At 71.6% G+C, this 25,397-nt stretch carries 25 protein-coding genes and 4 tRNA genes; 22 read left to right on the top strand and 7 right to left on the bottom strand.

The annotated features are described in order from the left end of the window. Positions 1–46: 46 nt before the first annotated feature. Positions 47–793 (top strand): SOS response-associated peptidase, encoded by a 747-nt coding sequence (locus ITJ40_RS09395; RefSeq protein ID WP_194666751.1) that lies wholly within the window; start codon positions 47–49, stop codon positions 791–793. Between the two features lie 90 nt (positions 794–883). Here ITJ40_RS09395 and glpK read toward each other — a convergent pair whose 3' ends face one another. Beyond that, entirely contained in the window at positions 884–2,401 is a 1,518-nt protein-coding gene (gene glpK, locus ITJ40_RS09390) for a glycerol kinase GlpK (protein ID WP_194666750.1), read from the bottom strand. Positions 2,402–2,429: 28 nt separating this feature from the next. Next, positions 2,430–3,236, bottom strand: a complete 807-nt coding sequence (locus ITJ40_RS09385; RefSeq protein ID WP_194666749.1) for an MIP/aquaporin family protein — start codon at positions 3,234–3,236, stop codon at positions 2,430–2,432. Positions 3,237–3,465: 229 nt separating this feature from the next. Here ITJ40_RS09385 and dhaK point away from each other — a divergent pair, with 229 nt between their 5' ends. The 3 genes from dhaK to dhaM are packed head-to-tail and all read left to right on the top strand — an operon-like array spanning position 3,466 to position 5,855. Beyond that, complete coding sequence (gene dhaK, locus ITJ40_RS09380) at positions 3,466–4,467, top strand: dihydroxyacetone kinase subunit DhaK (protein ID WP_194666748.1); 1,002 nt, start codon at positions 3,466–3,468, stop codon at positions 4,465–4,467. Positions 4,468–4,470: 3 nt separating this feature from the next. Then, positions 4,471–5,124 carry a dihydroxyacetone kinase subunit DhaL gene (dhaL, locus tag ITJ40_RS09375; protein WP_194666747.1) on the top strand — a complete coding sequence of 218 codons (654 nt, stop codon included), beginning with the start codon at positions 4,471–4,473 and terminating at the stop codon, positions 5,122–5,124. Beyond that, positions 5,121–5,855: a dihydroxyacetone kinase phosphoryl donor subunit DhaM gene (dhaM, locus tag ITJ40_RS09370; protein WP_194666746.1), complete on the top strand. Its 735-nt coding sequence runs from the start codon at positions 5,121–5,123 to the stop codon at positions 5,853–5,855. Before dhaL ends, dhaM begins: the two co-directional genes overlap by 4 nt. Before the next feature lie 27 nt (positions 5,856–5,882). On the opposite strand, the gene ITJ40_RS09365 is transcribed toward dhaM, so the two are convergent. Beyond that, entirely contained in the window at positions 5,883–6,299 is a 417-nt protein-coding gene (locus tag ITJ40_RS09365; RefSeq protein WP_194666745.1) for a YchJ family protein, read from the bottom strand. A gap of 89 nt (positions 6,300–6,388) precedes the next feature. Between ITJ40_RS09365 and ITJ40_RS09360 the strand changes: the two genes are divergently transcribed. Then, the gene (locus ITJ40_RS09360; protein ID WP_194666744.1) at positions 6,389–6,904 is read left to right on the top strand and encodes a DinB family protein; all 516 of its coding nucleotides are present in this window, start codon (positions 6,389–6,391) and stop codon (positions 6,902–6,904) included. A 45-nt stretch (positions 6,905–6,949) separates the two neighbouring features. Here ITJ40_RS09360 and ITJ40_RS09355 read toward each other — a convergent pair whose 3' ends face one another. Continuing rightward, positions 6,950–7,441 carry a glutathione peroxidase gene (locus tag ITJ40_RS09355; protein ID WP_086522148.1) on the bottom strand — a complete coding sequence of 164 codons (492 nt, stop codon included), beginning with the start codon at positions 7,439–7,441 and terminating at the stop codon, positions 6,950–6,952. 109 nt (positions 7,442–7,550) lie between these two features. After that, positions 7,551–9,311 (bottom strand): glycerol-3-phosphate dehydrogenase/oxidase, encoded by a 1,761-nt coding sequence (locus ITJ40_RS09350; protein WP_194666743.1) that lies wholly within the window; start codon positions 9,309–9,311, stop codon positions 7,551–7,553. Between the two features lie 110 nt (positions 9,312–9,421). Here ITJ40_RS09350 and ITJ40_RS09345 point away from each other — a divergent pair, with 110 nt between their 5' ends. Next, positions 9,422–10,381 (top strand): sugar-binding transcriptional regulator, encoded by a 960-nt coding sequence (locus ITJ40_RS09345; protein ID WP_043586532.1) that lies wholly within the window; start codon positions 9,422–9,424, stop codon positions 10,379–10,381. A gap of 32 nt (positions 10,382–10,413) precedes the next feature. Here the strand turns inward: ITJ40_RS09345 and ITJ40_RS09340 are convergent. Continuing rightward, positions 10,414–10,486: transfer RNA gene (locus tag ITJ40_RS09340), tRNA-Val, on the bottom strand. Positions 10,487–10,766: 280 nt separating this feature from the next. Between ITJ40_RS09340 and ITJ40_RS09335 the strand changes: the two genes are divergently transcribed. The 16 genes from ITJ40_RS09335 to ITJ40_RS09260 all read left to right on the top strand — a co-directional run bounded on the left by ITJ40_RS09335 (position 10,767) and on the right by ITJ40_RS09260 (position 24,789). After that, positions 10,767–10,838, top strand: a tRNA-Gly gene (locus tag ITJ40_RS09335). Positions 10,839–10,902: 64 nt separating this feature from the next. After that, a tRNA-Cys gene (locus tag ITJ40_RS09330) sits at positions 10,903–10,976 on the top strand. A 10-nt stretch (positions 10,977–10,986) separates the two neighbouring features. Further along, a tRNA-Val gene (locus ITJ40_RS09325) sits at positions 10,987–11,061 on the top strand. Positions 11,062–11,226: 165 nt separating this feature from the next. Beyond that, positions 11,227–13,281: a threonine--tRNA ligase gene (gene thrS, locus ITJ40_RS09320; RefSeq protein WP_194666742.1), complete on the top strand. Its 2,055-nt coding sequence runs from the start codon at positions 11,227–11,229 to the stop codon at positions 13,279–13,281. A gap of 2 nt (positions 13,282–13,283) precedes the next feature. Further along, positions 13,284–13,868 (top strand): HIT domain-containing protein, encoded by a 585-nt coding sequence (locus ITJ40_RS09315; RefSeq protein WP_194666991.1) that lies wholly within the window; start codon positions 13,284–13,286, stop codon positions 13,866–13,868. A 13-nt stretch (positions 13,869–13,881) separates the two neighbouring features. Then, positions 13,882–14,784: a pyridoxal 5'-phosphate synthase lyase subunit PdxS gene (gene pdxS, locus ITJ40_RS09310; protein WP_194666741.1), complete on the top strand. Its 903-nt coding sequence runs from the start codon at positions 13,882–13,884 to the stop codon at positions 14,782–14,784. Beyond that, positions 14,774–15,403: a pyridoxal 5'-phosphate synthase glutaminase subunit PdxT gene (pdxT, locus tag ITJ40_RS09305; protein ID WP_194666740.1), complete on the top strand. Its 630-nt coding sequence runs from the start codon at positions 14,774–14,776 to the stop codon at positions 15,401–15,403. The genes pdxS and pdxT overlap by 11 nt, the downstream gene beginning before the upstream one ends. A 76-nt stretch (positions 15,404–15,479) precedes the next feature. After that, positions 15,480–16,247, top strand: a complete 768-nt coding sequence (locus ITJ40_RS09300; protein WP_194666739.1) for a YebC/PmpR family DNA-binding transcriptional regulator — start codon at positions 15,480–15,482, stop codon at positions 16,245–16,247. Between the two features lie 51 nt (positions 16,248–16,298). Then, positions 16,299–16,907, top strand: a complete 609-nt coding sequence (gene ruvC / locus ITJ40_RS09295) for a crossover junction endodeoxyribonuclease RuvC (protein ID WP_194666990.1) — start codon at positions 16,299–16,301, stop codon at positions 16,905–16,907. Between the two features lie 17 nt (positions 16,908–16,924). Then, positions 16,925–17,566: a Holliday junction branch migration protein RuvA gene (ruvA, locus tag ITJ40_RS09290; RefSeq protein ID WP_194666738.1), complete on the top strand. Its 642-nt coding sequence runs from the start codon at positions 16,925–16,927 to the stop codon at positions 17,564–17,566. Continuing rightward, positions 17,563–18,642: a Holliday junction branch migration DNA helicase RuvB gene (ruvB, locus tag ITJ40_RS09285; protein ID WP_194666737.1), complete on the top strand. Its 1,080-nt coding sequence runs from the start codon at positions 17,563–17,565 to the stop codon at positions 18,640–18,642. Before ruvA ends, ruvB begins: the two co-directional genes overlap by 4 nt. A gap of 76 nt (positions 18,643–18,718) precedes the next feature. Beyond that, entirely contained in the window at positions 18,719–19,102 is a 384-nt protein-coding gene (gene yajC / locus ITJ40_RS09280) for a preprotein translocase subunit YajC (protein ID WP_228511891.1), read from the top strand. Between the two features lie 126 nt (positions 19,103–19,228). Then, a complete protein-coding gene (gene secD / locus ITJ40_RS09275) occupies positions 19,229–21,037 on the top strand; it encodes a protein translocase subunit SecD (protein ID WP_194666735.1) in 1,809 nt (602 codons plus the stop codon). After that, complete coding sequence (secF, locus tag ITJ40_RS09270) at positions 21,037–22,047, top strand: protein translocase subunit SecF (protein ID WP_194666734.1); 1,011 nt, start codon at positions 21,037–21,039, stop codon at positions 22,045–22,047. Before secD ends, secF begins: the two co-directional genes overlap by 1 nt. Beyond that, the gene (locus tag ITJ40_RS09265) at positions 22,044–22,403 is read left to right on the top strand and encodes a rhodanese-like domain-containing protein (protein ID WP_194666733.1); all 360 of its coding nucleotides are present in this window, start codon (positions 22,044–22,046) and stop codon (positions 22,401–22,403) included. Before secF ends, ITJ40_RS09265 begins: the two co-directional genes overlap by 4 nt. A 136-nt stretch (positions 22,404–22,539) precedes the next feature. Continuing rightward, positions 22,540–24,789 carry a bifunctional (p)ppGpp synthetase/guanosine-3',5'-bis(diphosphate) 3'-pyrophosphohydrolase gene (locus ITJ40_RS09260; RefSeq protein WP_194666732.1) on the top strand — a complete coding sequence of 750 codons (2,250 nt, stop codon included), beginning with the start codon at positions 22,540–22,542 and terminating at the stop codon, positions 24,787–24,789. Here ITJ40_RS09260 and ITJ40_RS09255 read toward each other — a convergent pair. After that, positions 24,776–25,384 carry a type IV toxin-antitoxin system AbiEi family antitoxin gene (locus ITJ40_RS09255; protein ID WP_194666731.1) on the bottom strand — a complete coding sequence of 203 codons (609 nt, stop codon included), beginning with the start codon at positions 25,382–25,384 and terminating at the stop codon, positions 24,776–24,778. The genes ITJ40_RS09260 and ITJ40_RS09255 overlap by 14 nt on opposite strands. Positions 25,385–25,397 lie beyond the last annotated feature (13 nt).

Genomic DNA, 25,397 nt, shown 5'->3' with positions numbered 1-25,397 from the left:
CCGCATCCGGCCGGTCGATGTCGCGCGTGCGGCGGATGATGGACGCATGTGCGGGAGATTCGTGGTGGCGCGGGCGACGGGCGACCTCGTCGGCGACTGGTCCGTGGACGACGTCGAGGGCGACGACCCGGCCCCCTCGTGGAACGTCGCCCCGACGAGCACCGTCCGCATGGTCGCCGACCGGCGTCCGCACGGCGACGCGGACGGCGCGGTCCGCCGGGTCCTGACCGCAGCGCGGTGGGGGATCGTCCCGCCGTGGGCGAAGGTGGTGCAGGGCGCCCCGCTCATCAACGCGCGCGTCGAGACCGTGACGGAGAAGCCGACGTTCCGCAGGGCCGTGCTCACGCGACGGGCCGTCGTGCCAGCTGACGGGTACTACGAGTGGCAGGCGACCGCGTCCGGCAAGCAGCCCGTCTACCTGCACGGCGAGGACGATCAGGCGCTGGCGTTCGCCGCCGTGTACGAGCACTGGAGGGATCCCGCCGTCCCGGAGGGGGAGCCCGGCGCATGGCTGCGGAGCCTCGCCATCATCACGTCCGCCGCGAGCGACGCGCTCGGGCGCATCCACGACCGCACGCCCGTGATCGTGCCGCGCGACCGCCTGGACGACTGGCTGGACGCCGGCACGACGGGGGTCGAGAACGTGCGGCACCTGCTCGGCTCGCTGCCGGAGCCCCACCTCGTGCCGCGGCTCGTGTCGACGCGCGTCAACAGCGTGCGGAACGACGGGCCCGACCTCCTGGCGCCCCTCGACGCGGGATCCACCGACGACGGGCAGCCGACGCTGCTCTGACGACGCGGCGAGCTCCCCCGGACGGCCGCCGGATGCGCCGCGCGCCCCGCCAGCGGTGCTGACGGGGCGCGCGGATCGTGCGGGTGCGGTCTACTGCACGTCGTCGTCGACCCAGTCGAAGGTCTTCGTCACGGCCTTCTTCCAGAGACGCAGCTGGCGCTCGCGCTCGGCGTCGTCCATGTCCGGCGTCCAGCGGCTGTCCTCCTGCCAGTTCTGGCGGAGGTCGTCGAGGTCCTTCCAGAACCCGACGGCGAGGCCCGCGGCGTACGCGGCGCCGAGCGCGGTGGTCTCCGCGACGACGGGGCGGACGACGGGCACGCCGAGGATGTCCGCCTGGAACTGCATGAGCAGGTTGTTGGCGATCATGCCGCCGTCGACCTTGAGCTCGGTGAGGTCGACGCCGGAGTCGGCGTTGACCGCGTCGAGCACCTCGCGCGTCTGGAAGGCCGTGGCCTCCAGCGCGGCGCGGGCGATGTGGCCCTTGTTGACGAAGCGCGTGAGGCCCACGAGCGCACCGCGCGCGTCCGAGCGCCAGTACGGCGCGAACAATCCGGAGAACGCGGGGACGAAGTACACGCCGCCGTTGTCCTCGACCGTGGCGGCGAGGGTCTCGATCTCCGCGGCGCTCGACACGAGGCCGAGGTTGTCGCGCATCCACTGCACGAGCGAGCCGGTGACGGCGATCGAGCCCTCGAGCGCGTAGTGCGGCTCCGCATCGCCCAGCTTGTAGCCGAGCGTGGTGAGGAGGCCGTTCTGCGAGTGGATGATGTCGGTGCCGGTGTTGAAGATCAGGAAGTTGCCGGTGCCGTACGTGTTCTTCGACTCGCCCTGGTCGAACGCGGCCTGGCCGAAGGTGGCCGCCTGCTGGTCGCCGAGGATGCCCGCGATGGGGACCTCGCGCAGGAGGCTGGACGACTCGACGACGCCGTAGACCTCCGAGGAGCTCTTGATCTCGGGGAGCATCGAGCGCGGCACGTCGAACGCCGTGAGGATCTCGTCGTCCCACTGGAGCGTCTCGAGGTCCATGAAGAGCGTGCGGGACGCGTTGGTCACGTCCGTGACGTGCACGCCGCCGTCGGTGCCGCCGGTGAGGTTCCAGAGGACCCACGTGTCGGTCGTGCCGAACATGAGGTCGCCGGCCTCCGCCTTCTCGCGGGCGCCGTCGACGTTCTCGAGGATCCAGACGATCTTCGTGCCCGAGAAGTAGGTGGCGAGCGGGAGCCCGACGGTGGGCTTGAACCGCTCGACGCCGCCGTCTGCCGCGAGGCGGTCGACGATCTTCTGGGTGCGCGTGTCCTGCCAGACGATGGCGTTGTAGACGGGCTTGCCGGTGGTGCGGTCCCACACGACGGCGGTCTCGCGCTGGTTGGTGATGCCCACGGCCTCGACGTCGTGGCGCGTGATGTCGGCCTTGGACAGCGCCTGGCCGATGACCTCGCGCGTGTTGCGCCAGATCTCCATGGGGTCGTGCTCGACCCAGCCGGCGCGGGGGAAGATCTGCTCGTGCTCGAGCTGGCCGGTGGACACGATGGATCCGCTGTGGTCGAAGACGATGGCACGCGTGCTGGTGGTGCCCTGGTCGATGGCGACGATGTACTTCTCGCTCATGTGGTCTCTCCTATGAGGTGTGGGGGATCTAGAGGATGGGGAGCAGCGCGTAGGACGCGAGGCCGGCGAGCAGTCCGCCGATGGCGGGTCCGACGACCGGGACCCACGCGTAGGACCAGTCGCTCGAGCCCTTGCCCTTGATGGGGAGGAACGCGTGCGCGATGCGGGGTCCGAGGTCCCGGGCCGGGTTGATGGCGTAGCCGGTCGGGCCGCCGAGGGACGCGCCGATGCCGACCACGAGGAGCGCGACGGGGATCGCGCCGAGGGCCGAGAGGCCGGCGGGGGTGGACGCGTCGGGGTCGGGGTTGTTCGCGAGGCTGAAGCCGAGGATCACGATGACGAGCACGAACGTGCCGATGATCTCCGTGACGAGGTTCCAGGCGTAGTTGCGGATGGACGGGCCCGTCGAGAACACGCCGAGCTTGGTGGCCGCGTCGGGCTCCTCGTCGAAGTGCTGCTTGTAGGCGAGCCAGCAGAAGACCGCGCCGATGATCGCGCCGACCATCTGGGCGAGGATGTAGACCGGGACGCTCGCGACGTCGTCGATCTTGCCGGCGGCGAGGAGGCCGAGCGTGACCGCCGGGTTGAGGTGGGCGCCGGACGCGTACGAGACGGTGACACCGGCGAAGACCGCGAGGCCCCAGCCGAAGTTGACCATCAGGGTGCCGCCGGCGAGGCCCTTCGACTTGATGAGCGCGACGTTCGCCACGACTCCGCATCCGAGGAGGACGAGCAGGGCGGTGCCCACCGTCTCCGACAGGAATATGACTCCAAGATCCACTGCGTGGTGCTCCGATCGTTCGTCGAGGCGCGGGTACGACCTCTGCCGCATCATCGCGGTGCGTCCAATCTAGTGCCGGTGGAGTGGTGGGTCCCGTCGCCCCTGGCCGCTGCGCGACGCGGATCCCTGCCCCCGCGGGAGGGTCTGCGGAGGGCTGTCGGAACGCGTCGGCCCGGGCGTAGGTTTGCGCTACACCCGAGTCGCCGCCGACCGAGTCCCGTCCTCGATCCGGCTCGGATGCGCGGCTGTCGTCCGGTCGCCCGAGACCCGCGAGGAGCCGGCCGTGAAGAAGCTGATCAACGATCCGAGGGCGGTGGCCGACGAGGCCCTCGCGGGCTTCGCCGCCGCCCACCCCGACCTGGTCGTCCTGAGCGCGGATCCGCTGTTCGTCCGTCGCGCGGAGCCCACCCGTGCCGGACGCGTCGCGCTCGTGAGCGGCGGCGGCAGCGGTCACGAGCCGCTCCACGCCGGGTTCGTGGGACACGGGATGCTCGACGCCGCCGTGCCCGGACCGGTCTTCACGAGCCCCACCCCGGATCCCGTCGTCGCCGCCACCCTGGCCGTCGACGGCGGGGCGGGGGTGCTGCACATCGTCAAGAACTACACGGGCGACGTCCTCAACTTCGAGACCGCCGCCGAGCTCGCGGAGGCGGAGGGCGTGCGGGTGCGGACCGTCGTGGTCGACGACGACGTCGCGGTCACCGACTCCCTCTACACCGCCGGGCGCCGCGGGGTCGCGGGAACCGCGCTCGTGGAGCGGATCGCGGGCGCCGCCGCGGAGCGCGGGGACGACCTGGACGCGGTCGCGGCGATCGCGGAGCGGGTGGTCGGGCGGGTGCGGAGCATGGGCGTCGCCATCCGCGCGTGCACCGTCCCGCACGCCGGCGAGCCGAGCTTCGCGCTCGAGGACGACGAGATGGAGATCGGCATCGGGATCCACGGCGAGCCGGGTCGCGTCAAGCTGCCGCTCGAGCCCGTGGACGCCATCGTCGAGCGCCTCCTCGATCCCGTCCTCGAGGACCTGGCCGCGCCAGCCGGCAGCCGCGTGCTGCTGCTCGTGAACGGCATGGGCGCGACCCCGCTGTCCGAGCTCTACATCGCCTACCGCCGCGCGGCCGCCGTGCTCGAGGAGGCCGGCCTGACGGTCGCGCGCAGCCTCGTGGGAGACTACGTGACGGCCCTCGACATGGAGGGACTGTCCCTCACGGTGCTCCTGCTCGACGACGAGCTCGTCGACCTGTGGGACTCGCCCGTGCAGACCGCCGCGCTGCGGTGGGGGAGGTAGCTCATGGCACTCGGGACCGACTGGGTCGTCGCCTGGATCACGGAGGCGGCGCGCGTCGTCGCCGACCAGCGCGGTGCGCTCATCACCCTCGACCGCGAGATCGGCGACGGCGACCACGGCGAGAACCTCGACCGCGGATTCGGCGCCGTGACGGAGAAGCTCCGGGCCACCGCGTCCGACGTCGCTCCCGCCGACGTGCTGAAGACCGTCGCCACCACGCTCATCTCCACCGTCGGCGGCGCGTCCGGACCGCTGCTCGGCACCGCGTTCCTCAAGGCGTCGGCGGCCGTCGCGGGCCGCCCGGACCTCGACGCCTCCGCGATCGCCGACCTCCTCGATGCGGCGGTGGGCGGGATCGTCCTCCGTGGCAAGGCCGAGCGGGGCGACAAGACGATGGTGGATGCGTGGGGTCCCGCCGCCGAGGCCGCGCGCGCGGCCGCCGACGCGGGATCCGGCCCGGCCGACGCCCTCGAGGCCGCCGCCGACGCTGCCGCGCGCGGGGCGGAGGCGACGGAGCCGCTCGTGGCGCGGAAGGGACGCGCCTCATACCTGGGCGACCGTGCGATCGGCCACCGCGATCCGGGCGCGCAGTCGTCCGCGCTCATCCTGCGCGCCGCGGCCGCGACGGCCCGCGCCTCCGAGGGAGCGGCCTCGTGAGCGTCGGCCTCGTCCTCGTCTCCCACAGCGCGCTGATCGCGCACGGGCTCGTCGACCTCGCACGCCAGATGGCGCCGACCGTCGCCCTCGTGCCCGCGGGCGGGTCCGGCGACGGCACGCGCGACGACGCGGGCATCGGCACGAGCTTCGACGTGGTGTCCGCGGCGCTCGCCGCGGCGGAGGGCGGCGACGGCGTCGTCGTGCTCGCCGACCTGGGATCCGCGTACCTCACGGCCGAGACCGCCGTCGACATGCTCGACGAGGACGCCGCCGCGCGGGTCGTCGTGGTGCGCGCGCCGCTGGTGGAGGGCGCGGTCGCCGCCGCGGTGGCCGCCGAGACGGGCGGATCGCTCGAGGACGTCGCCGGGGCCGCCGCCTCGGCTGCCGGGGCCGACGCCGCGGAGGACTCCGACGCGGGCCTCGCGCGGGATCCGCGCGCCGACGGCACCGAGCCCGCGCCGATCACCGGGACGGGCACCGTCCGCGGCGAGGCCACGCTGGTCAATCGCGACGGCCTGCACGCGCGGCCGGCGGCCGACTTCGTCACGCGCGCATCCGCCTATTCGGCGGCCGTCACCGTCAACGGCCAGAACGCCGCGTCGCTGCTCGGCGTCATGGCCCTCGGGCTGACCCGCGGAGCGCACGTCGTCATCGAGGCGACGGGCGACGACGCCGAGGAGGCGGTGACCGCGCTGGTCGAGCTGATCGAGTCGGGGTTCGGGGAGGCCTGACGGCCGGCCCCCGCGCGCGGTGATCGGTCAGAGGGCATCGAGGTAGACCCACGATCCCGCGTGCCGGACGAAACGGCTCGCCTCGCGCTGGCTGCCGCGCTCGCCGTCGTGCCGGAACGACGCCTCGAAGTCGACGACGCCCGTCGTGTCGTCGGGACCGCCGAGCGAGCTGCGGTGGATCGTGAGCCGGAACCAGCGGACGGACGGGTCGAGGTCGATGTCCCCGGGGCGCGTCGACGGGTGCCAGCTGCGGGCGAGGTACGCGGCGTCGCCCCGCGCGTACGCGGCGAACCGGGAGCGCATCAGCCGCTCGGCCGTCGGGGCGGACGCGTCGCCGCGGTGCAGCGGACCGCAGCAGGCGCCGAACGGATCGCCGCTCGTGCACGGGCACCACGCATCGTCGTCGGGGGTCGACCACGGGGCGTCGGGGGAGAGGCGCGTCATCCTCCGAGCCTCCCACGCCGGGACCCGGAGCAGGATGGGGGAGCGGCCGACCCGCGGACCCGCTCGATCCACGACCCGAGGAGCGCACCATGACCCCCGCCACCGATCTGCTCGTGGACGCCTACGGGCGCATCGCCGAGATCGTCCGCGACGCCGTCGACGGCCTCGACGCCGACGAGCTGGCCTTCCGCCCGGATCCCGAGGCCAACTCCATCGGCTGGCTCGTCTGGCACCTCGCGCGCGTGCAGGACGCCCAGGTCGCCCACGTCGCGGGCCGGGTCCAGACCTGGTCGAGCGGGGGATGGGCGGCGCGGTTCTCCCTCCCCTTCGAGGAGTCGGCGACCGGATACGGCCAGTCACCCGAGGACGTCGGGGCGCTGGACGGCGTCACGGCCGAGCTGCTGGTCGGCTATCTCGACGCCGTGCAGTCAGCGACGATCGCCTACCTCGCGGGGCTGGAGGACGCCGAGCTCGACCGCGTGGTCGACGAGGGCTGGACCCCGCCCGTGACGCTCGGCGCGCGCCTCGTCAGCGTGCTCTCCGACGACCTGCAGCACGCCGGGCAGGCGTCGTACCTCGCGGGCCTCCTCGCCCGTCGCCGCTGACCGCGCAGTCGCACCGACGCGAGCGCGGGCGAGGGAGACCCGCGCTCAGGCGGGCAGCTCGGCCTCGATGAGCGACACGATCTCGGGCGCGTCCGGCTCGACGGTCGGCCGGAAGCGGTGCACGGCGCCCGACGGCGTGACGACGAACTTCTCGAAGTTCCACTTGACGCGGCCGGCCTTGCCGTCCGCGTCGGGCGTCTTCGTCAGCTCCGCGTAGACGGGATGCGCGGAGCGGCCGTTGACCTTGACCTTCTCCATCATCGGGAAGGTCACGCCCCACGTGGTGGAGCAGTACTCGTCGATGGCCTCCGCGGATCCGAGCTCCTGGAGGAACTGGTTGCTCGGGAAGCCGATGACGGTGAAGCCGCGCTCCCCGTAGGTGCGCTGCAGCTGCTCGAGCTTCTCGTACTGCGGCGCGAGGCCGCAGCGCGACGCGACGTTGACGACGAGCACGACCTTGTCGGCGTACGCGCCGAATGTGGTGTCCTCGCCCTGGAGGGTGGTCAGCGGGATCGGGTCGAGCCGGGGATGCGTCATGGCCCGACCGTAGACCCGTCCGCTGACAGCGGCTCCCGGGACGACGGGAGGCCGGCCGCCTGTCGGCGACCGGCCTCCAGGATGCGGATCGGATCCGCCGCGCGCGCTGCTAGTTCGCGAACTCCGTGACGGTCGCGTCGGCCGCGACCTTCGTGGCGCCGACGTCGACGCCGTGGTACGTCCGGAGCGTGTCGACGGTGTCCTGGATCTCCGCGTCGCGCTCCTCGCCGGTCCAGCCGAGCGTGTCCTGCAGCACGTCCGCGATCTCCGCGAGCATCTCGCGGGTCACGCCGCCGACGAACGCGAGGTTCGTGCGGCGGAGCACGACGTCGGCGAGGTGCACCGCGTCCTCGTGCGTGGCGAAGTACGCGATCTCGGCGCGCGTCAGCTGCGGGTCGGTCGTGAGCGGCGTCGACGGCTGTCCGGAGAGGACGTCGATGACGCTCGTGGCGCGGGTGCCGTAGCGGTTGAGCAGGCGGTCGACCTGCTCGGTGCCGATGCCCTCCGCGCGAGCGGCCTGCGTGGCGATCCAGCGGGCGCGGGCGGTGCTGGAGGACGGGAAGTCCTTGCCGCCGCCGATGGGCATGCCGGTCGTGTCGACCGAGCGCTCCACGCCGAGGCGCGTGGTGGCCTCGGTGGAGAGGTGCGCCGACAGCGCGCGGAACGTCGTCCACTTGCCGCCGACCAGGCTCAGCACCTTGCTGCCGGCGAGGCCCGCGATCTCGGTCTCGACGATGCGGTAGTCGCGGGACACGAAGCCGGGCGCTGTGTCCTCGTGGCGCGGCAGCGGGCGGATGCCCGAGTAGCGGTACACGATGTGGTCGCGGTTCAGCTCGATCTGCGGGAAGACGTGCTTGACGAGGTCGAAGAAGTAGTCGACCTCCTCCTCGGTGCAGACGGCCGGCTCGCTCGGGTCGGCGTCGATGTCCGTGGTGCCGATGAGGACGCGGCCCTTGAGCGGGTAGATGAGGACGATGCGGCCGTCGTTGTTCTCGAAGAAGATCTCGCGGCCCTTGGTCGCCTCGAGCAGCTCGGCGTTGTCGACGACGATGTGCGATCCCTTGGTGCCGCCCATGAACTTCGTCTCGCCGCCCATGGCCTCGTTGGTGAGGTCGGTCCAGGGGCCGGAGGCGTTGACGACCACGTCGGCCTTCACGACGAACTCGGTGCCGGAGATCACGTCCCGCAGCTTCACGCCGCCGTCCGCGACGCCCACGGCCTCGAGGTAGTTGGCGCTGCGGGCGTGGTCGCCGGCGGCCAGCCCGTCCTTGAGCACGTCGAGCGCGAGGCGCTCGGGCTCGTGCACGGAGGCGTCGTAGTAGGTGCCGGTGAACTTGACGTCCTTGTTGAGCGCGGGCATGTCCTCCCGGGCGGCCTTGCCGATGCGGAAGCGGTGGCGCGGCACCGAGCCGCCGTCACGGGAGAAGGAGTCGTACAGCGTCATGCCGACGCTGATGAGGAGCGCGCCGCGCTCCTTGGTGGAGCGCTGCTTGTGCGTCAGCATGCGCAGCGGCGCGTTGAGGATGCCGGAGAAGGTGGAGAAGATCGGCATGGTCGTCTGCAGCGGCTTCACGTAGTGGGGCGCGATGCGGATCAGGCCGTTGCGCTCCTCGACGGACTCGCGGACGAGGCGGAACTCGCCGTTCTCGAGGTAGCGGATGCCGCCGTGGATCATGTGCGAGCTCGCCGCCGAGGCGCCCGAGCCGTAGTCGGCGCGCTCGACGAGCACGACGTCGACGCCCTGGAGCGCGAGGTCGCGGAACGTCGCGATGCCGTTGATGCCGCCGCCGATGACGAGCACCTGGGCGCTCGGGCGGTCGTGGATGCGGGCGACGTTGTCCCGCAGGTCGGTCTTCTTCGACGTGGTCACGAGGAGGCTTCTCTCTGTTCGATGCGTGCGTGGTGCGCGTGCTCTGCGTCCATCATCCGCCCGCGAACGGATCATGCGAAGCCCGTGCACGGATGTGCAACCATGACCGGATGGTCGACGGCATCGCGCACGAGCGCACCCAGGACGCCCTGCGCGCGGCGCACCTCTACTACATGCAGGACCTGACGATGGAGGCCATCGCGCGCGAGCTCGGCACGAGCCGCTCGTCGGTGTCCCGGCTCCTCTCGTTCGCCCGGGAGACGGGCCTCGTGGACATCCAGATCCGCTCGCCGCTCGACCTCGCCACGGTGCTGGGGGAGCAGCTGCACGAGCGCTACGGCGTGGTCGCGCACGTCGTCCCCGTGCCGGACCAGACGAGCGACGTCGACCGGGTCGACCGCGTCGCCCTCTCGGCTGCACGGATGCTCACGCAGTACGTGGACTCGAACATGGTCGTCGGCGTCGCGTGGGGGTCGACGGTGAGCGCGGTGAGCCGCTACCTCGTGCCGAAGCCGACGCACAACACGCTCGTGGTGCAGCTCAACGGGGCCGGCAACGTGCGCACCACCGGGATCATGTACGCGAGCGAGATCCTCCGCCGGTTCGGGCAGGCGTACGGCGCCACCGTGCAGCAGTTCCCGGTGCCGGCGTTCTTCGACGACCCCGCCACCAAGCAGGCGCTGTGGCGGGAACGGAGCACGAAGCGCGTGCTCGAGCTGCAGGAGCGGATGGACATGGTGCTGTTCGGCGTCGGATCCCCGGTCGCGCTCGTGCCCAGCCACGTCTACTCGGGCGGGTACCTCGAGCGGTCCGACCAGCGCGCGCTCGACGCGGACGGCGTGGTGGGCGACGTCTCCACCGTGTTCTTCCGGGAGGACGGATCGTCGGCCGACATCGCGATCAACGCGCGCGCGAGCGGTCCGGACCTGGCCACGATCCGCAAGGCGCCGCGACGCGTGTGCGTGGTCGCGGGGGCGTCCAAGGCGCGGAGCGTGCGCGGCGCGCTGGCCGCCGGGCTCGTGACGGACATCGTCTTGGACGAGGGGACGGCACGCGCGCTGCTGACGTGATGCGGCGGGATCCGCCGGATGGACTGCTTCGGTGGGCGATACCGGACTCGAACCGATGACCTCTTCCGTGTGAAGGAAGCGCGCTACCAACTGCGCCAATCGCCCGTGCTCGCACCGCGGACGGTGCGGATCCATGATGCCATACCGCGGGGCCGCTCGAGGTCACGGGGCGCCGGTCCCCTCGGTCGGGGCGGCCCGGGTCGCGACACGCCCGGACCGGCGTCGGTCCCGCGTCCACCCGATCCGCGTGAACACGGGGGGAACGGCGTGCGAGACGGCCGCCCGGTGCGCTCGAGCGGGCGTCGTTTTGCACCCGCGCCAGGAGATCGGCTAGAGTCATCGAGCACGCAGGGTCGCCGGGAAGCCGGTGGCGAGCGAGTGAAATGCGGATGTGGCGCAGTGGTAGCGCATCACCTTGCCAAGGTGAGGGTCGCGAGTTCGAATCTCGTCATCCGCTCGAACAGGGGCCCTGAGAGGGGTCCCTTTCACAAGGTGGGAACCACCGGTGTGGAAGCACCCATGGTGGGGTGGCCGAGAGGCGAGGCAGCGGCCTGCAAAGCCGTCCACGCGGGTTCAAATCCCGTCCCCACCTCCAGCAAGTGCATGAGCGATTGGCGCAGCGGTAGCGCGCTTCCCTGACACGGAAGAGGTCGCTGGTTCGATCCCAGTATCGCTCACCACCAGAAGGCCCCGGGAGACCGGGGCCTTCTTCTTTTCCCGGGCCCCCGCGCCGGCGGCCCGCTCCGGCGTGTCCCGAGGCGGATCCGTGCCGCGGGCGTCGATGGGGCCCCGTCGCGCGCCGGTAGTCTGGATCGGTTCCCTCCCCGTCCCGCAAGGAGCCCGCAGTGGTAGACGCCGCCCAGCCCGAGATCCACGACGAGGCCGCGCCCGCGGAGACGACCGGGCAGCCGGTCGAGGCGACGGAGGCGGGCACCGGGTTCACGCTGTTCTCCGACCGCGCCGTCGTCGCCATGCGCATCGGCGGGGAGCTGAAGGACCTCGCGGCCGAGGTCGCGCCCGGCGACGTCGTCGAGCCCGTCCGCATCGACTCGCCCGACGGCCTCGCGATCCTCCGCCACTCGGCCGCTCACGTCATGGCGCAGGCCGTGCAGCAGATCAACCCCGAGGCGAAGCTCGGCATCGGCCCGCCCGTCACGGACGGCTTCTACTTCGACTTCGACGTGGCCGAGCCCTTCACCCCCGAGGACCTGAAGGCGATCTCCAAGAACATGGAGCGCATCATCCGGCAGGGTCAGCGCTTCACGCGCCGCGTCGTCTCCGAGGAGGAGGCCCGCGAGCTCATGGCCGCCGAGCCGTACAAGCTCGAGCTCATCGGCCTCAAGGGCGGATCCAGCGAGGAGCTGGGCGAGGACGGCGAGTCCGTGGAGGTCGGCGGCGCCGAGCTCACGGTCTACGAGAACGTCGACGGCAAGACCGGCGAGGTCTTCTGGCGCGACCTCTGCCGCGGCCCGCACCTGCCGAGCACGCGCATGGTCGGCAACGGCTGGGCGCTGTCGCGCGTCGCCGCCGCGTATTGGCGCGGATCCGAGAAGAACCCGCAGCTGCAGCGCATCTACGGCACCGCGTGGCCCACGAAGGACGAGCTGCGCGCGCACCAGGGCCGCATCGAGGAGGCGCTCAAGCGCGACCACCGCCGCTTGGGCGCCGAGCTCGATCTGTTCTCCTTCCCGGACGAGATCGGCTCCGGCCTCGCGGTCTTCCACCCCAAGGGCGGCATCATCCGCCGCGAGATGGAGGACTACTCGCGTCGCCGGCACGAGACGGCCGGCTACGAGTTCGTCTACTCGCCGCACATCACGAAGTCGAACCTCTTCGAGACGAGCGGTCACCTCGACTTCTACAAGGACGGCATGTTCCCCGCCATGCACCTCGACGAGGCGCGGAACGACGAGGGCGAGATCACCCGCCAGGGCGCGGACTACTACCTCAAGCCCATGAACTGCCCCATGCACGTGCTCATCTACCGCTCGCGCCAGCGCTCGTACCGCGAGCTCCCGCTGCGCCTGTTCGAGTTCGGCACGGTCTACCGCAACGAGAAGTCGGGCGTGATCCACGGCCTCACGCGCGTGCGCGGCATGACGCAGGACGACGCCCACATCTTCACCACCCGCGAGCGCATGGCGGACGAGCTGAAGGGCACGCTCGAGTTCGTGCTGTCGCTGCTGCGGGACTACGGGCTCGACGACTTCTACCTCGAGCTGTCCACCAAGGACCCGGAGAAGTTCGTCGGATCCGACGAGGTGTGGGAGGAGGCGACCGAGACGCTCCGGCAGGTCGCGGTCGACACGGGCCTCGAGCTCGTGCCCGACCCCGCGGGCGCCGCCTTCTACGGCCCCAAGATCTCCGTGCAGGCGCGCGACGCCATCGGGCGCACGTGGCAGATGTCGACCATCCAGCTCGACTTCAACCTGCCCGAGCGCTTCGGCCTCGAGTACACGGCGAACGACGGCACCCGGAAGCAGCCGGTGATGATCCACCGGGCGCTGTTCGGATCCATCGAGCGCTTCTTCGGCGTGCTCACCGAGCACTACGCGGGCGCGTTCCCGGTGTGGCTGTCGCCCGTGCAGGTCGTCGGGATCCCGGTGGCCGAGGACTACGAGGAGTACCTGGGCGGCGTGCTCGACCGGCTGCGGGAGGCGGGCGTGCGCACGCAGCTCGACACCTCGGACGACCGGATGCCGAAGAAGATCCGCACGCACACGAAGGCGCGCGTCCCGTACCAGCTCATCGCGGGCGAGGACGACCGGGCAGCCGGATCCGTGAGCTTCCGCTTCCGCGACGGCACGCAGGTCAACGGCGTACCCGTGGCCGAGGCCGTCGAGCGGATCACGGGCGCGATCGCCCGGCGCGAGCAGGTGGTGACCGCGTGGCCCGTCTGACGATGTCGGACCACGAGTCCGGGGGAGAGGACGGGCGCGGCGAGGTGCGCCTCGACGACCCCGGCCACCTCACGGGCGTGCCCGACGAGTTCCAGCGACTGTGGACCCCGCACCGCATGGTCTACATCGAGAAGGGGCAGCAGCCGGATCGGGACGAGTGCCCGTTCTGCATCGCGCCGTCGATGTCGGACGAGGACGCGCTCATCGTCGCGCGCGGCGAGCGTGCTTACGTGCTGCTCAATCTCTTCCCCTACAACAGCGGTCATCTGCTCGTCTGCCCGTACCGTCACATCGCGACCTACGACCTCGCGACCCCCGAGGAGGTCGCCGAGATCGGGTCGCTGACGCAGACCGCCATGCGGGTCGTGCGCGAGGTGTCGCGGAACGACGGCTACAACATCGGCATGAACCAGGGGCAGGTGGCGGGCGCCGGCATCGCCGAGCACCTGCACCAGCACATCGTGCCCAGGTGGGGGCAGGACGCGAACTTCCTGCCGATCATCGCGAAGACCAAGGCGCTGCCGCAGCTGCTGGGCGACGTGCGCGCATCCATCGCCGCAGCCTGGCCCGCCCCCGCGGGCGAATAGGATAGGGAGCACAATGACTGACACCAACACCCCCGGACAGGTCGGCTCGAGCCGCGTCAAGCGCGGACTCGCGGAGATGCTCAAGGGCGGCGTCATCATGGACGTCGTCAACGCCGAGCAGGCGCGCATCGCGGAGGACGCGGGAGCGGTCGCCGTCATGGCCCTCGAGCGCGTCCCCGCCGACATCCGCTCGCAGGGCGGCGTCGCCCGCATGAGCGACCCCGACCTCATCGACCAGATCAAGGCCGAGGTCTCCATCCCCGTCATGGCGAAGGCGCGCATCGGCCACTTCGTCGAAGCGCAGGTCCTGCAGTCCCTCGAGGTCGACTACATCGACGAGTCCGAGGTGCTGAGCCCCGCCGACTACGTGAACCACATCGACAAGTGGGGCTTCACCGTCCCCTTCGTCTGCGGTGCCACGACGCTCGGCGAGGCGCTCCGCCGCATCACCGAGGGCGCGGCCATGATCCGTTCCAAGGGCGAGGCCGGCACGGGCGACGTCTCCGAGGCCACCAAGCACATCCGCACCATCAAGTCCGAGATCCGCGCGCTCAGCGCCCTCACGCACGACGAGATCTACGTCGCGGCGAAGGAGCTGCAGGCGCCGTACGACCTGGTGCTCGAGGTCGCGAAGACCGGTCAGCTGCCCGTCGTCCTCTTCACCGCGGGCGGCGTGGCCACCCCGGCGGACGCGGCGATGATGATGCAGCTCGGCGCCGACGGCGTGTTCGTCGGATCCGGCATCTTCAAGTCGGGCAACCCGGTGGCGCGCGCCAAGGCCGTCGTCACCGCGACCGCGCTGTTCAACGACCCCGACGCCATCGCCGAGGCGTCGCGCGGGCTGGGCGAGGCCATGGTCGGGATCAACGTCGCCGACGTCCCCGCTCCGCACCGCCTCGCCGAGCGTGGCTGGTAGCACCCCGGCGTTGCCCGGCGACGGCCCGCTGGTCGGCGTCCTCGCGCTCCAGGGGGACGTCCGCGAGCACGTCCGCGTTCTCGAGGGCTTCGGCGCCCGGACGCGGCTCGTCCGCCAGCCGAAGGACCTGCCCGGTCTGTCCGGGCTCGTGATCCCGGGCGGCGAGTCCACCGTGATGGACAAGCTGTCGCGCCAGTTCGGGATCGCGGAGCCGCTGCGCGACGCCATCGACGGCGGGCTGCCCGTCTACGGCACCTGCGCGGGCCTCATCATGCTGGCCGACGAGATCGTCGACGCGATCCACGACCAGCGGAGCATCGGCGGGCTCGACGTGTCGGTCCGCCGGAACGCGTTCGGATCCCAGACGGCGTCCTTCGAGGTCGACCTCGACGTCCCGGCGCTGGGGGACCCGCCCGTGCACGCCGTGTTCATCCGCGCGCCCGTGGTCGCCTCGGTCGGCCCCGCGGCGACCGCGCTCGCCTCGCTCGACGACGGCCGCGTCGTCGCCGTGCGGCAGGGGGCGCTGCTCGGCACCTCGTTCCACCCGGAGGTCACGGGCGATCTCCGGTTCCACCGCCTCTTCCTCGACATGGTCGAGGACGCCGGCCGCATCCTCTGACCTCCCGGGTCCCAGGCGGCGGGCCCCGATGGTCCATCATTGACAGCGAGCAGACGCCGCGTAAGGAGAACCCCCCGTGTCCGGACATTCCAAGTGGGCGACCACGAAGCACAAGAAGGCGATCATCGACTCGCGGCGCGCCAAGTCGTTCGCGAAGCTGATCAAGAACATCGAGGTCGCGGCCAAGATCGGCGGCGCTGACATGAGCGGCAACCCGACCCTCGTCGACGCGGTGCAGAAGGCCAAGAAGACCAGCGTCCCTAACGACAACATCGATCGCGCGGTCAAGCGCGGCGCGGGCCTCCTCGGCGAGGTCGTCGACTACCAGACGATCATGTACGAGGGCTACGCGGCCAACGGCGTCGCGATGCTCGTCGAGTGCCTCACGGACAACAAGAACCGCGCCGCCGCCGAGGTCCGCACGGCCATGAGCCGCAACGGCGGCACCATGGCCGACCCCGGCAGCGTCGCCTACAACTTCCACCGCAAGGGCGTCATCGCCGTGCCGCATGCCGAGGCGCCCAGCGAGGACGACGTCCTCACCGCCGTGCTCGACGCGGGAGCGGAGGACGTGACCGACCACGGCGAGGTGTTCGAGATCCGCTGCGAGCCGTCCGACATGGTCGCCGTGCGCCAGGCCCTCCAGGACGCGGGGATCGACTACGACTCCGCCGACGTGGAGTTCGTGCCGCAGGTCAAGGTCGAGGTCGACCTCGAGACCGCGCGCAAGGTGAACAAGCTCGTCGACGCCATGGAGGACCTGGACGACGTCCAGAACATCTACGTCAACAGCGACGTGCCCGCCGATGTGCAGGCCGCGCTGGACGACGACGACGAGGAGTAGGCCCTCATCGCCGGGGTGCGGGGGAGCGGCGCGGGCGGCAGCGGCCCCTCCGTGCGGATCCTCGGGATCGACCCCGGGCTGACGCGCTGCGGCGTCGGCGTGGTCGACGTCTTCGCGGACCGGTCCGCCCGGCTCGTGGACGTGCAGGTCGTCCGCACGAGCCCGAGGGCCGAGCTGCACCACCGGCTGCTCGCGGTGGGCGACGGCATCGAGGAGCTCGTGGACCGGCACCGGCCGTCCGTCGTCGCCATCGAGCGCGTGTTCGCGCAGGACAACCTCTCGACGGTGATGGGCGTGGCGCAGATCACGGGCGTGGCCCTGGTGGGCGCGGCCCGGCGCGGGCTCGACGTCGCGCTGCACACGCCGAGCGAGGTCAAGGCCGCCGTGACCGGGTACGGGCAGGCCGACAAGAGGCAGGTGGCGACGATGGTGGCGCGCATCCTCGGTCTCGACGAGCTGCCCACGCCCGCCGACGCGTCGGACGCGCTCGCCCTCGCGATCTGCGCCGGATGGCGCGCGGGGATGTCCCGCGCGGGCATCGCGGGGACCCCTGCTCCCGCGGCGCGCACGTCCGGGGCGGACGCCGCCGCGGGCACCGGACCGACCGCGGCGCAGGCCGCGTGGCTCGCGGCCGAGCGTGCGCAGCGGGGTCGGCCCTAGCTCGTAGGGTTGGGGGCGTGATCTCCTCCCTCCGCGGCACCGTGCTGTCCGTCTCCGGCCAGACCCTCCTGCTGGAGGTGCACGGGGTGGGCTACGGCGTCTCCGTGACGCCGCGGCACGCGCTCGAGCTGCGCCACGGATCCGAGGCCACGGTGCTCACCTCGCTCGTCGTGCGCGAGGACTCGCTCACCCTCTTCGGCTTCCCGGGCCCGGACGAGCTGCGGGCCTTCGAGCTGCTCTGCGGCGTCACGGGCGTCGGCCCGAAGTCGGCCCTCGCGGTGCTCGAGCACCTGGATCCGGAGGCCATGGCCCAGGCCGTCGCCGCGGAGGACGACGCCGCGTTCCGCCGCGTCTCCGGGATCGGCCCGAAGACCGCGAAGCTCATCGTCCTCCAGCTCGCGGGGAAGCTGTTCGTCACGCAGCCCCGCGCGCGCACGTCGGCGTCGGCGTCGACGGTCACGGCCGACGTCGTCACGGCCCTCATCGGCCTCGGCTGGTCGGAGCGCGTCGCCCGCACCGCGGTCGACGACGCCGCGGCCGCCGCCGCCGAGCAGGGCGCGCCTGCCGACATGCCCCGCCTCCTGCGCGTCGCGCTGGGCATGCTCGGGCCGCAGCAGCCCGCGGGCGCGTCCGCCACGGGCACGGCGGCGGACCGGTGAGCGACCTCGCGCACGGCGACGCGTCCAGCCCCGTCCCGGAGTCCGACGCGGAGCTCGCCTTCGAGGGCGCGCTCCGCCCGCGCTCGCTCTCCGAGTTCGTCGGGCAGGTGAAGGTGCGCGGCCAGCTGGAGCTGCTGCTCACGGCCGCCGCGATGCAGAACCGCTCGCCCGACCACATCCTGCTCGCGGGCCCGCCCGGTCTCGGCAAGACGACGCTCGCCATGATCGTGGCCGAGGAGAGCCGTCGCCCGCTGCGGCTCACCAGCGGTCCCGCGATCCAGCACGCGGGCGACCTCGCGGCCGTGCTGTCGGCGCTGGTCCCGGGCGAGATCCTGTTCGTCGACGAGATCCACCGCATGGCGCGCTCCGCGGAGGAGATGCTGTACCTCGCGATGGAGGACTTCCGCATCGACATCATGGTCGGCAAGGGCGCAGGCGCGACCTCGATCCCGCTGGAGCTGTCGCCCTTCACGCTGGTGGGCGCGACGACGCGCTCGGGCATGCTGCCGAGCCCGCTCCGCGACCGGTTCGGCTTCACGGCCCACCTCGAGTTCTACGAGACGCACGAGCTCGAGCAGGTGATCGAGCGCGCCGCCCGCATGCTGCACCTGGAGATCGAGCACGAGGCCGTCGCGGAGATCGCGGGTCGCTGCCGCGGCACGCCCCGCATCGCGAACCGCCTGCTCCGCCGGGTGCGCGACTACGCGCTCGTGCACGGGACGGAGGCGGGCCTCGCGACCGTGCGCGCCGCGCTCGACCTGTACGACGTCGATCCGCTCGGCCTCGACCGCCTCGACCGGGCGGTCATGCGCGGCATCCTCACGCGCTTCGGCGGGGGGCCCGTGGGCCTCAACACGCTGGCCGTCTCGGTGGGGGAGGAGGCGGAGACGATCGAGTCCGTCGTCGAGCCGTTCCTCGTGCGCATCGGGCTGGTGACGCGCACGCCCCGCGGCCGGGTCGCGACGCCGGCGGCGTGGGAGCACTTCGACCTCCAGCCTCCCGCCGCCCCCGGGGCTCCCGCCCGCCCCGCCGGGCCGTCCGCAGCTGCCGGGGCCCTCTTCGGCGATGAACTATGATTCAAGCTGGCCTCCCGCGGAACGTCGCCGGTTCGTCGTGTCCGTCACCTCCCAGCACCTGAAAGGCCCGTCCCGCATGGACCCGTTCACCCTGATCATGTTCGCCGTCCTGGCGCTGCTCATCTTCTTCATGTTCCGCAACAGCCGGAAGCGCCAGAAGGACCTCGCCGCGCTGCAGACCCAGATGGTCCCCGGTGCCGAGGTCATGACGGCCTCCGGCGTGTACGGCACGCTCGTCTCCTTCGACGAGGAGAACAACCTCGCCTACCTCGAGGTCGCGCCCGGCACGGTGCTGAAGCTGCACCGCCAGACGATCGCCCGCGTGGTGGAGCCGACCGTCGCCGATGACGCGTCCGTGCTCGTGGACGACGCACCCGCCGCGGACGTCGTCGACGAGACCGGCACGAGCGACGTCACCCGCCGCACCGACGACGGCGACGCCCCGAGCGCGCGCTCCTGATCCTCCGGGCGGGCGGCCACCGGTCGCCCGCCTCTCCGGGCGGTTCCCCGCCCGGCCCGCTCACCCCTCCATCCGGAGCGCCGCGCGGATCCCGCCGGCCCACCGCGAAGAAAGTCGAGTGTCCAGGTGGCCAAGTCGCCCACACCGGTACGCAAGGCCAGGCGCAAGCTCATCTGGCTGCTGGTCATCATCGGCCTCCTGGCCGGCGGAAACGCCGCCAGCGTGGCGTTCAGCAACGGGTCATGGGCCCCGAAGCTGGCCCTCGACCTCGAGGGCGGGACGCAGATCATCCTGGCTCCGCAGCTCGACGGGGCCTCATCGGGTCCCACGAGCGAGCAGCTCGCCCAGGCGGTGTCGATCATCCGCCAGCGCGTCGACGCGAGCGGCGTCTCCGAGGCGGAGATCACCACGCAGGGCGGGAGCAACATCGTCGTGAGCCTGCCCGGCGAACCCGACGCGGCCACCATGCAGCGCCTGCAGTCCTCGGCGAAGCTCGAGCTGCGCCCCGTGCTCATCGGCGCGGCGGGCACGGCGTCCGTCGCCCCGACCCCGACGCCCGCGCCCACCGACGGGTCGGCGCCGACGGACGGGTCCACCCCCGCGGCGGAGACGCCGGCCGCGGCGGCCACCCCGGATCCCTCCACCCTCTCCGACGAGCCGACCGCGGAGCCCACGGGCCCGAGCGACGTCTCGTGGGTCACCCCGCGCCTCCAGGCCGAGTTCGCCGCCTACGACTGCGCGACCGCGCCCGAGAGCGACGGGCAGGCGGCCCCCGCCGACCGCGCGATCATCGCGTGCTCCGGCGACGGCGCCGCGAAGTACGTGCTCGGCCCGGTCGAGGTCGACGGCAGCACCATCTCCGACGCCACGAGCGGCCTGCAGCAGTCGAGCCAGGGCGTCAGCACCGGCACGTGGTCGGTCAACCTGGTCTTCGACGGCGACGGCACGAAGCAGTTCGGCGACATGTCCACCCGCCTCATCACGCTCGAGTCGCCGCGCAACCAGTTCGCCTTCGTGCTCGACAACGAGGTCATCTCCGCGCCGGTCACGCAGGGCGTCGTCACGAACGGCAAGCCCTCCATCACGGGCAACTTCACGCAGGAGAGCGCGAAGGCCCTGGCCGACCAGCTCAAGTTCGGTGCCCTCCCGCTCAGCTTCACGCTGCAGAGCTCGGACGTCATCTCGGCGACGCTGGGCTCCTCGCAGCTCACCAGCGGCCTGATCGCGGGTCTCATCGGGCTCGTGCTCGTGGTGCTCTACTCGCTCGTGCAGTACCGGGTGCTCGGCACGGTGACGATCGCGTCGCTCGTGATCGCCGCGGTGATCACCTACCTCCTCATCACGCTGCTCAGCTGGCGGGAGGGGTATCGACTGTCGCTCGCCGGGGTGGCGGGGCTCATCGTGGCCATCGGCATCACAGCCGACTCGTTCATCGTCTACTTCGAACGCATCAAGGACGAGCTGCGCGACGGACGCGGCCTCGTCTCGTCCGTCGAGCAGGGGTGGAAGCGCGCGCTGCGCACGATCATCGCGTCCGACACGGTCAACTTCCTCGCCGCCGCGGTGCTGTTCATCCTGGCGGTCGGCAACGTCAAGGGATTCGCGCTCACGCTGGGGCTCACGACGATCATCGACCTCATCGTCGTCTCGCTCTTCACGCACCCGATCCTCCAGCTGCTCGCCAACCGGCCGTTCTTCGCCGAGGGCCACCGCATGAGCGGGCTCGACCCGCGGGCGCTCGGTGCCGTCTACCGCGGCCGCGCGACGTTCCGCACCCCCACCGCCACGGCGGGGCGCAACGCCGCGGCGGCCAAGGAGGCCGCGCGCCGGCAGACCATCGCCGAGCGCAAGGCCGCCCAGGGCCAGGCCACCGGATCCACGAAGACCGCGACGATCGACGCACCGCGGGCCGACGACACGAGCAGGGACGACTGATGGCTGGCTTCTCCGAGTTCGGCAACGACCTCTACACGGGCAAGCGCTCGTTCGACATCGTCGGCCGCCGCCGCCTCTGGTACTCCATCGCGGCCGTCTGCATCCTGATCTCCGTCCTCGGCCCGCTTGTGCGCGGCGGCTTCACCTTCGGGATCGAGTTCACGGGCGGATCGGAGTACACGGTGAGCGGCGTACAGTCGCAGTCGCAGGACATCGCGAGCGAGGCGGTCGCCACCGTCACCCCGGTGCCGGCCCGCGTTTCGTCCGTCGGATCCGACGGCGTCCGCGTGCAGACCGACCAGCTGCAGCCCGACGCCAGCTCGGCCGTGCGCCAGGCTCTCGCGACGGCGTACGGCGTCGAGACGTCCAGCGTCACCGAGTCCTTCATCGGGCCGTCGTGGGGCCAGGACATCACGCGGCAGGCGCTCTGGGGCCTCGTGGTCTTCCTCGCGCTGGCGGCGGTGGTCATGTCGGTCTACTTCCGCACCTGGAAGATGTCCGTCGCCGCGATCATCGCGCTCCTGCACGACCTCGTCCTCACCGCGGGCATCTACGGCATCACGGGCTTCGAGGTCACGCCGGCTGCCGTCATCGGCTTCCTCACGATCCTCGGCTACTCGCTCTACGACACCGTCGTGGTGTTCGACAAGATCCGCGAGAACACCGCGCAGGACGGGCAGGAGTCCCGGCGCACGTTCGGGCAGTCGGTCAACCTCGCGGTGAACCAGACGCTGGTGCGCTCGATCAACACGTCGATCGTCGCCATCCTCCCGGTCGGCTCGATCCTCTTCATCGGCGCCGTCGTGCTCGGGGCGGGCACGCTGCGGGACATCGCGCTGTCGCTCTTCATCGGCATCATCGTCGGCACGTACTCGACCATCTTCATCGCGGCCCCGCTCTACGCGCACCTCCGCGAGGGCGAGCCGAGGGTCAAGCGCGGTGACCAGCTGGCGGCCGCGGCGGCCAGCCGCGCCCAGGCCGAGCGCGCCGCCGTCACGGTGGAGTCGTGACGAGCGCGCAGGGCGCCGGCGTCCCCGAGGACCTCGACGCGGCGACGGCGAAGGCCCGCACCGCGACGGGCGACTCCTGGCTCCTCGACGTGCGTGAGCACGACGAGTGGGAGGCGGGCCACTCCGCCCTGGCGCACCACATCCCGATGGGCGAGCTCGAGGCCCGCGTCGCCGAGATCCCGACCGACCAGCACATCGCGGTCGTCTGCCGCTCCGGGCATCGCTCCTCGCTCGCCACCCAGGCGCTCCTGCGCGGCGGATTCGCGGCGTCCAACATCACGGGCGGCATGCACGCCTGGTCCGAGATGGGCGGCGACGTGGTCACCGACGACGGGCAGCCCGGCCGCATCGCCTGAGCCGCGACCGCCGCGCCGCATCTCGGCGGCAGTCGTCCTCATCGATGCGCCGCCGGTGCCCGCGGACCGTCCGTGGTCGGGAGCCCTCGACCGCGGTGATAATTTGGTCTCCAGCACACGCCTGGGAGGCTGAACGATGACGGAGACGACCTCGAGCACGGCTTCCCTCCGGCGCCTGGTGCCCCGCCTGTTCTCCCGGGCGCAGCCCGCCGGGGCCGTCGAGCAGCTGATCCGCACCGCTCGCCTGCACCACCCCAAGGCCGACATGAGCCTCATCGAACGGGCGTACGCCGTCGCCGAGCGGGCGCACGAGGGGCAGAAGCGCAAGAGCGGCGAGCCGTACATCACGCACCCGGTCGCGGTGGCGCAGATCCTGGCGGACCTCGGCATCGGCCCCAAGACCCTCGCCGCGGCCCTGCTGCACGACACGGTCGAGGACACCGAGTACACGCTCGACATGCTCCGCCACGACTTCGGCGACGAGATCGCCATGCTCGTCGACGGCGTCACCAAGCTCGACAAGCTGAAGTACGGCGACAGCGCCCAAGCCGAGACGGTGCGGAAGATGGTCGTCGCGATGTCGAAGGACATCCGCGTGCTCGTGGTGAAGCTCGCCGACCGCCTGCACAACGCGCGCACGTGGGGCTTCGTCGAGTCCGCGTCCGCAGAGCGCAAGGCGAAGGAGACCCTCGAGATCTACGCGCCGCTCGCGCACCGTCTCGGCATCTCGACCATCAAGTGGGAGCTCGAGGACCTCTCGTTCGCGGTGCTCTACCCGAAGATCTACGTCGAGATCGAGAACCTCGTGAAGCAGCGCACGCCGCAGCGCGAGGAGTTCGTGCAGCAGGTGATCGACAGCGTCAACGACGACCTGCGCGCCGCCAAGATCCGCGGCAAGGTGGCCGGCCGTCCCAAGCAGTACTACTCGATCTACCAGAAGATGGTCGTGCGCGGCCGCGAGTTCGACGAGATCTACGACCTCGTCGGGATCCGGGTGCTGGTCGACTCGCTCCGCGACTGCTACGCGGTGCTCGGCGCGATCCATGCCAGGTGGACGCCGGTCCCCGGGCGCTTCAAGGACTACATCGCCACGCCGAAGTTCAACCTGTACCAGTCGCTGCACACGACGGTCATCGGGCCCAAGGGCCGCCCGGTGGAGATCCAGATCCGCACGCACGAGATGCACCAGCGCGCCGAGTTCGGCGTCGCCGCGCACTGGAAGTACAAGGAGCGCATGAACGGCGGGCGCGCGGCCGAGGTGTCGCCGCAGGGGGACACCGACCTCGCCTGGCTCGCGCACATCTCCGACTGGCAGTCCGAGACGGCGGATCCCGGTGAGTTCCTCGACTCGCTGCGCTTCGAGATCGGCGCGAAGGAGGTCTACGTCTTCACGCCGCACGGCAAGGTGATCGGCCTGCCCGCGGGCGGGACGCCCGTGGACTTCGCGTACGCCGTGCACACGGACGTGGGCCACCGCACGATGGGCGCCAAGGTCAACGGGCGGCTGGTCCCGCTCGAGAACCCGCTCGCCACGGGCGACGTGGTGGAGGTGTTCACCTCGAAGAACCCCGACAGCGGTCCCAGCAAGGACTGGCTCGCGTTCGTGAAGAGCGCTCGCGCGCGCAACAAGATCAAGCAGTGGTTCACCAAGGAGCGGCGCGAGGAGGCCATCGAGCAGGGCAAGGACGCCATCGCCCGGGCCATGCGCAAGCAGAACCTGCCGCTGCAGAAGCTGATGAACCAGGACGCGTTCTCGGACGTCGCCCAGAGCATGAAGTACGACGACGTCGCCGCGCTCTACGCCGCCGTCGGCGAGGGCCATGTCTCCACGCAGTCGGTGATCGAGAAGGTGCTCTCGTCCATACAGGGCGACAGCGGCGGGGAGGCCGAGGAGGTCTTCGCCGTCACGCAGCGCTCGCGCGTGTCGCGGAACAGCGACTCGGGCGTGCTCGTGCGCGGGGCGCCGGACATCCTCGTGAAGCTCGCCAAGTGCTGCACGCCGGTGCCGGGCGACGAGATCATCGGGTTCGTGACGCGCGGCGCGGGGGTCTCCGTCCACCAGGCCAACTGCCACAACGTCGACTCGCTGCGCGAGGAGCCCGATCGCATGATTGAGGTGGAGTGGGCGCCGTCGTCCAAGAGCCTGTTCCTGGTGCACATCCAGGTGGAGGCGCTCGACCGCTCTGGCCTCCTGAGCGACGTCACGCGCGTGCTGTCGGAGCACCACGTCAACATCCTGTCCGCGTCCGTCTCGACATCGTCGAACCGGCTCGCCATCAGCCGCTTCGTCTTCGAGATGGGTGACGTGACCCACCTGGATCGCGTGCTCAACGCCGTGCGCCGCATCGATGCGGTGTACGACGTGTACCGCGTCAACGGCGGCTGACGGATACCGCTCCCGGTCCGCGGTCCGCGTGCTCCGGCGCCGCGGAGCCACGGGCCAGGGCGTCGAGCCGGGCCAGGGCGCGGCGCTTGTCGGGCAGCGCGCCGGAGGCGGCGAGGTGCTGACGGGCTGCCGCGTCCGTGATGCCGGGCAGCGCCAGCAGCCCGAGGCAGGCGGCCTCGTGGAACGGCGTGAAATCGGCGACCGTCCGCGCGATGTCGCACAGCGTGCGCAGCGGGGTCGTGACGCGGAGGCCGGCCAGCGTGGTCGTGTCGCGCTCGTGGAGCACCACCTCGCGGATGCGCACGTTGCGCAGCGCCGGCGGATGGCAGCGGGCGACGCTGTCGACGCAGTACTCGTGCGTGCGCGGCGGTGTGCGGACGGCGCCGTGGACCCAGGCCGCCGTCGACCGCTCGGCGATGAGACGGGACGGGACCTGGGCCGCGAGGGCCGCGGCGCGGAGCCACGGCGACGCGAGCTCGTCGACGGGGGAGTAGCAGGCGTCGACCTCGTACACCTCGCCGTCGAGGCGGGCGGAGCAGAGCTCGGCGAGCGGGAGGTCGAGGACGGACAGGACGGGTGCGAGACGGGGCGGCATGGGCGCACCATGC

The organism is Clavibacter sp. VKM Ac-2872 (assembly GCF_015351105.1).
Classification (GTDB): Bacteria; Actinomycetota; Actinomycetes; order Actinomycetales; family Microbacteriaceae; genus Clavibacter.
Note: the sequence above shows the minus strand (reverse complement) of the source record. Positions and strands in the feature narration are given on the sequence as shown.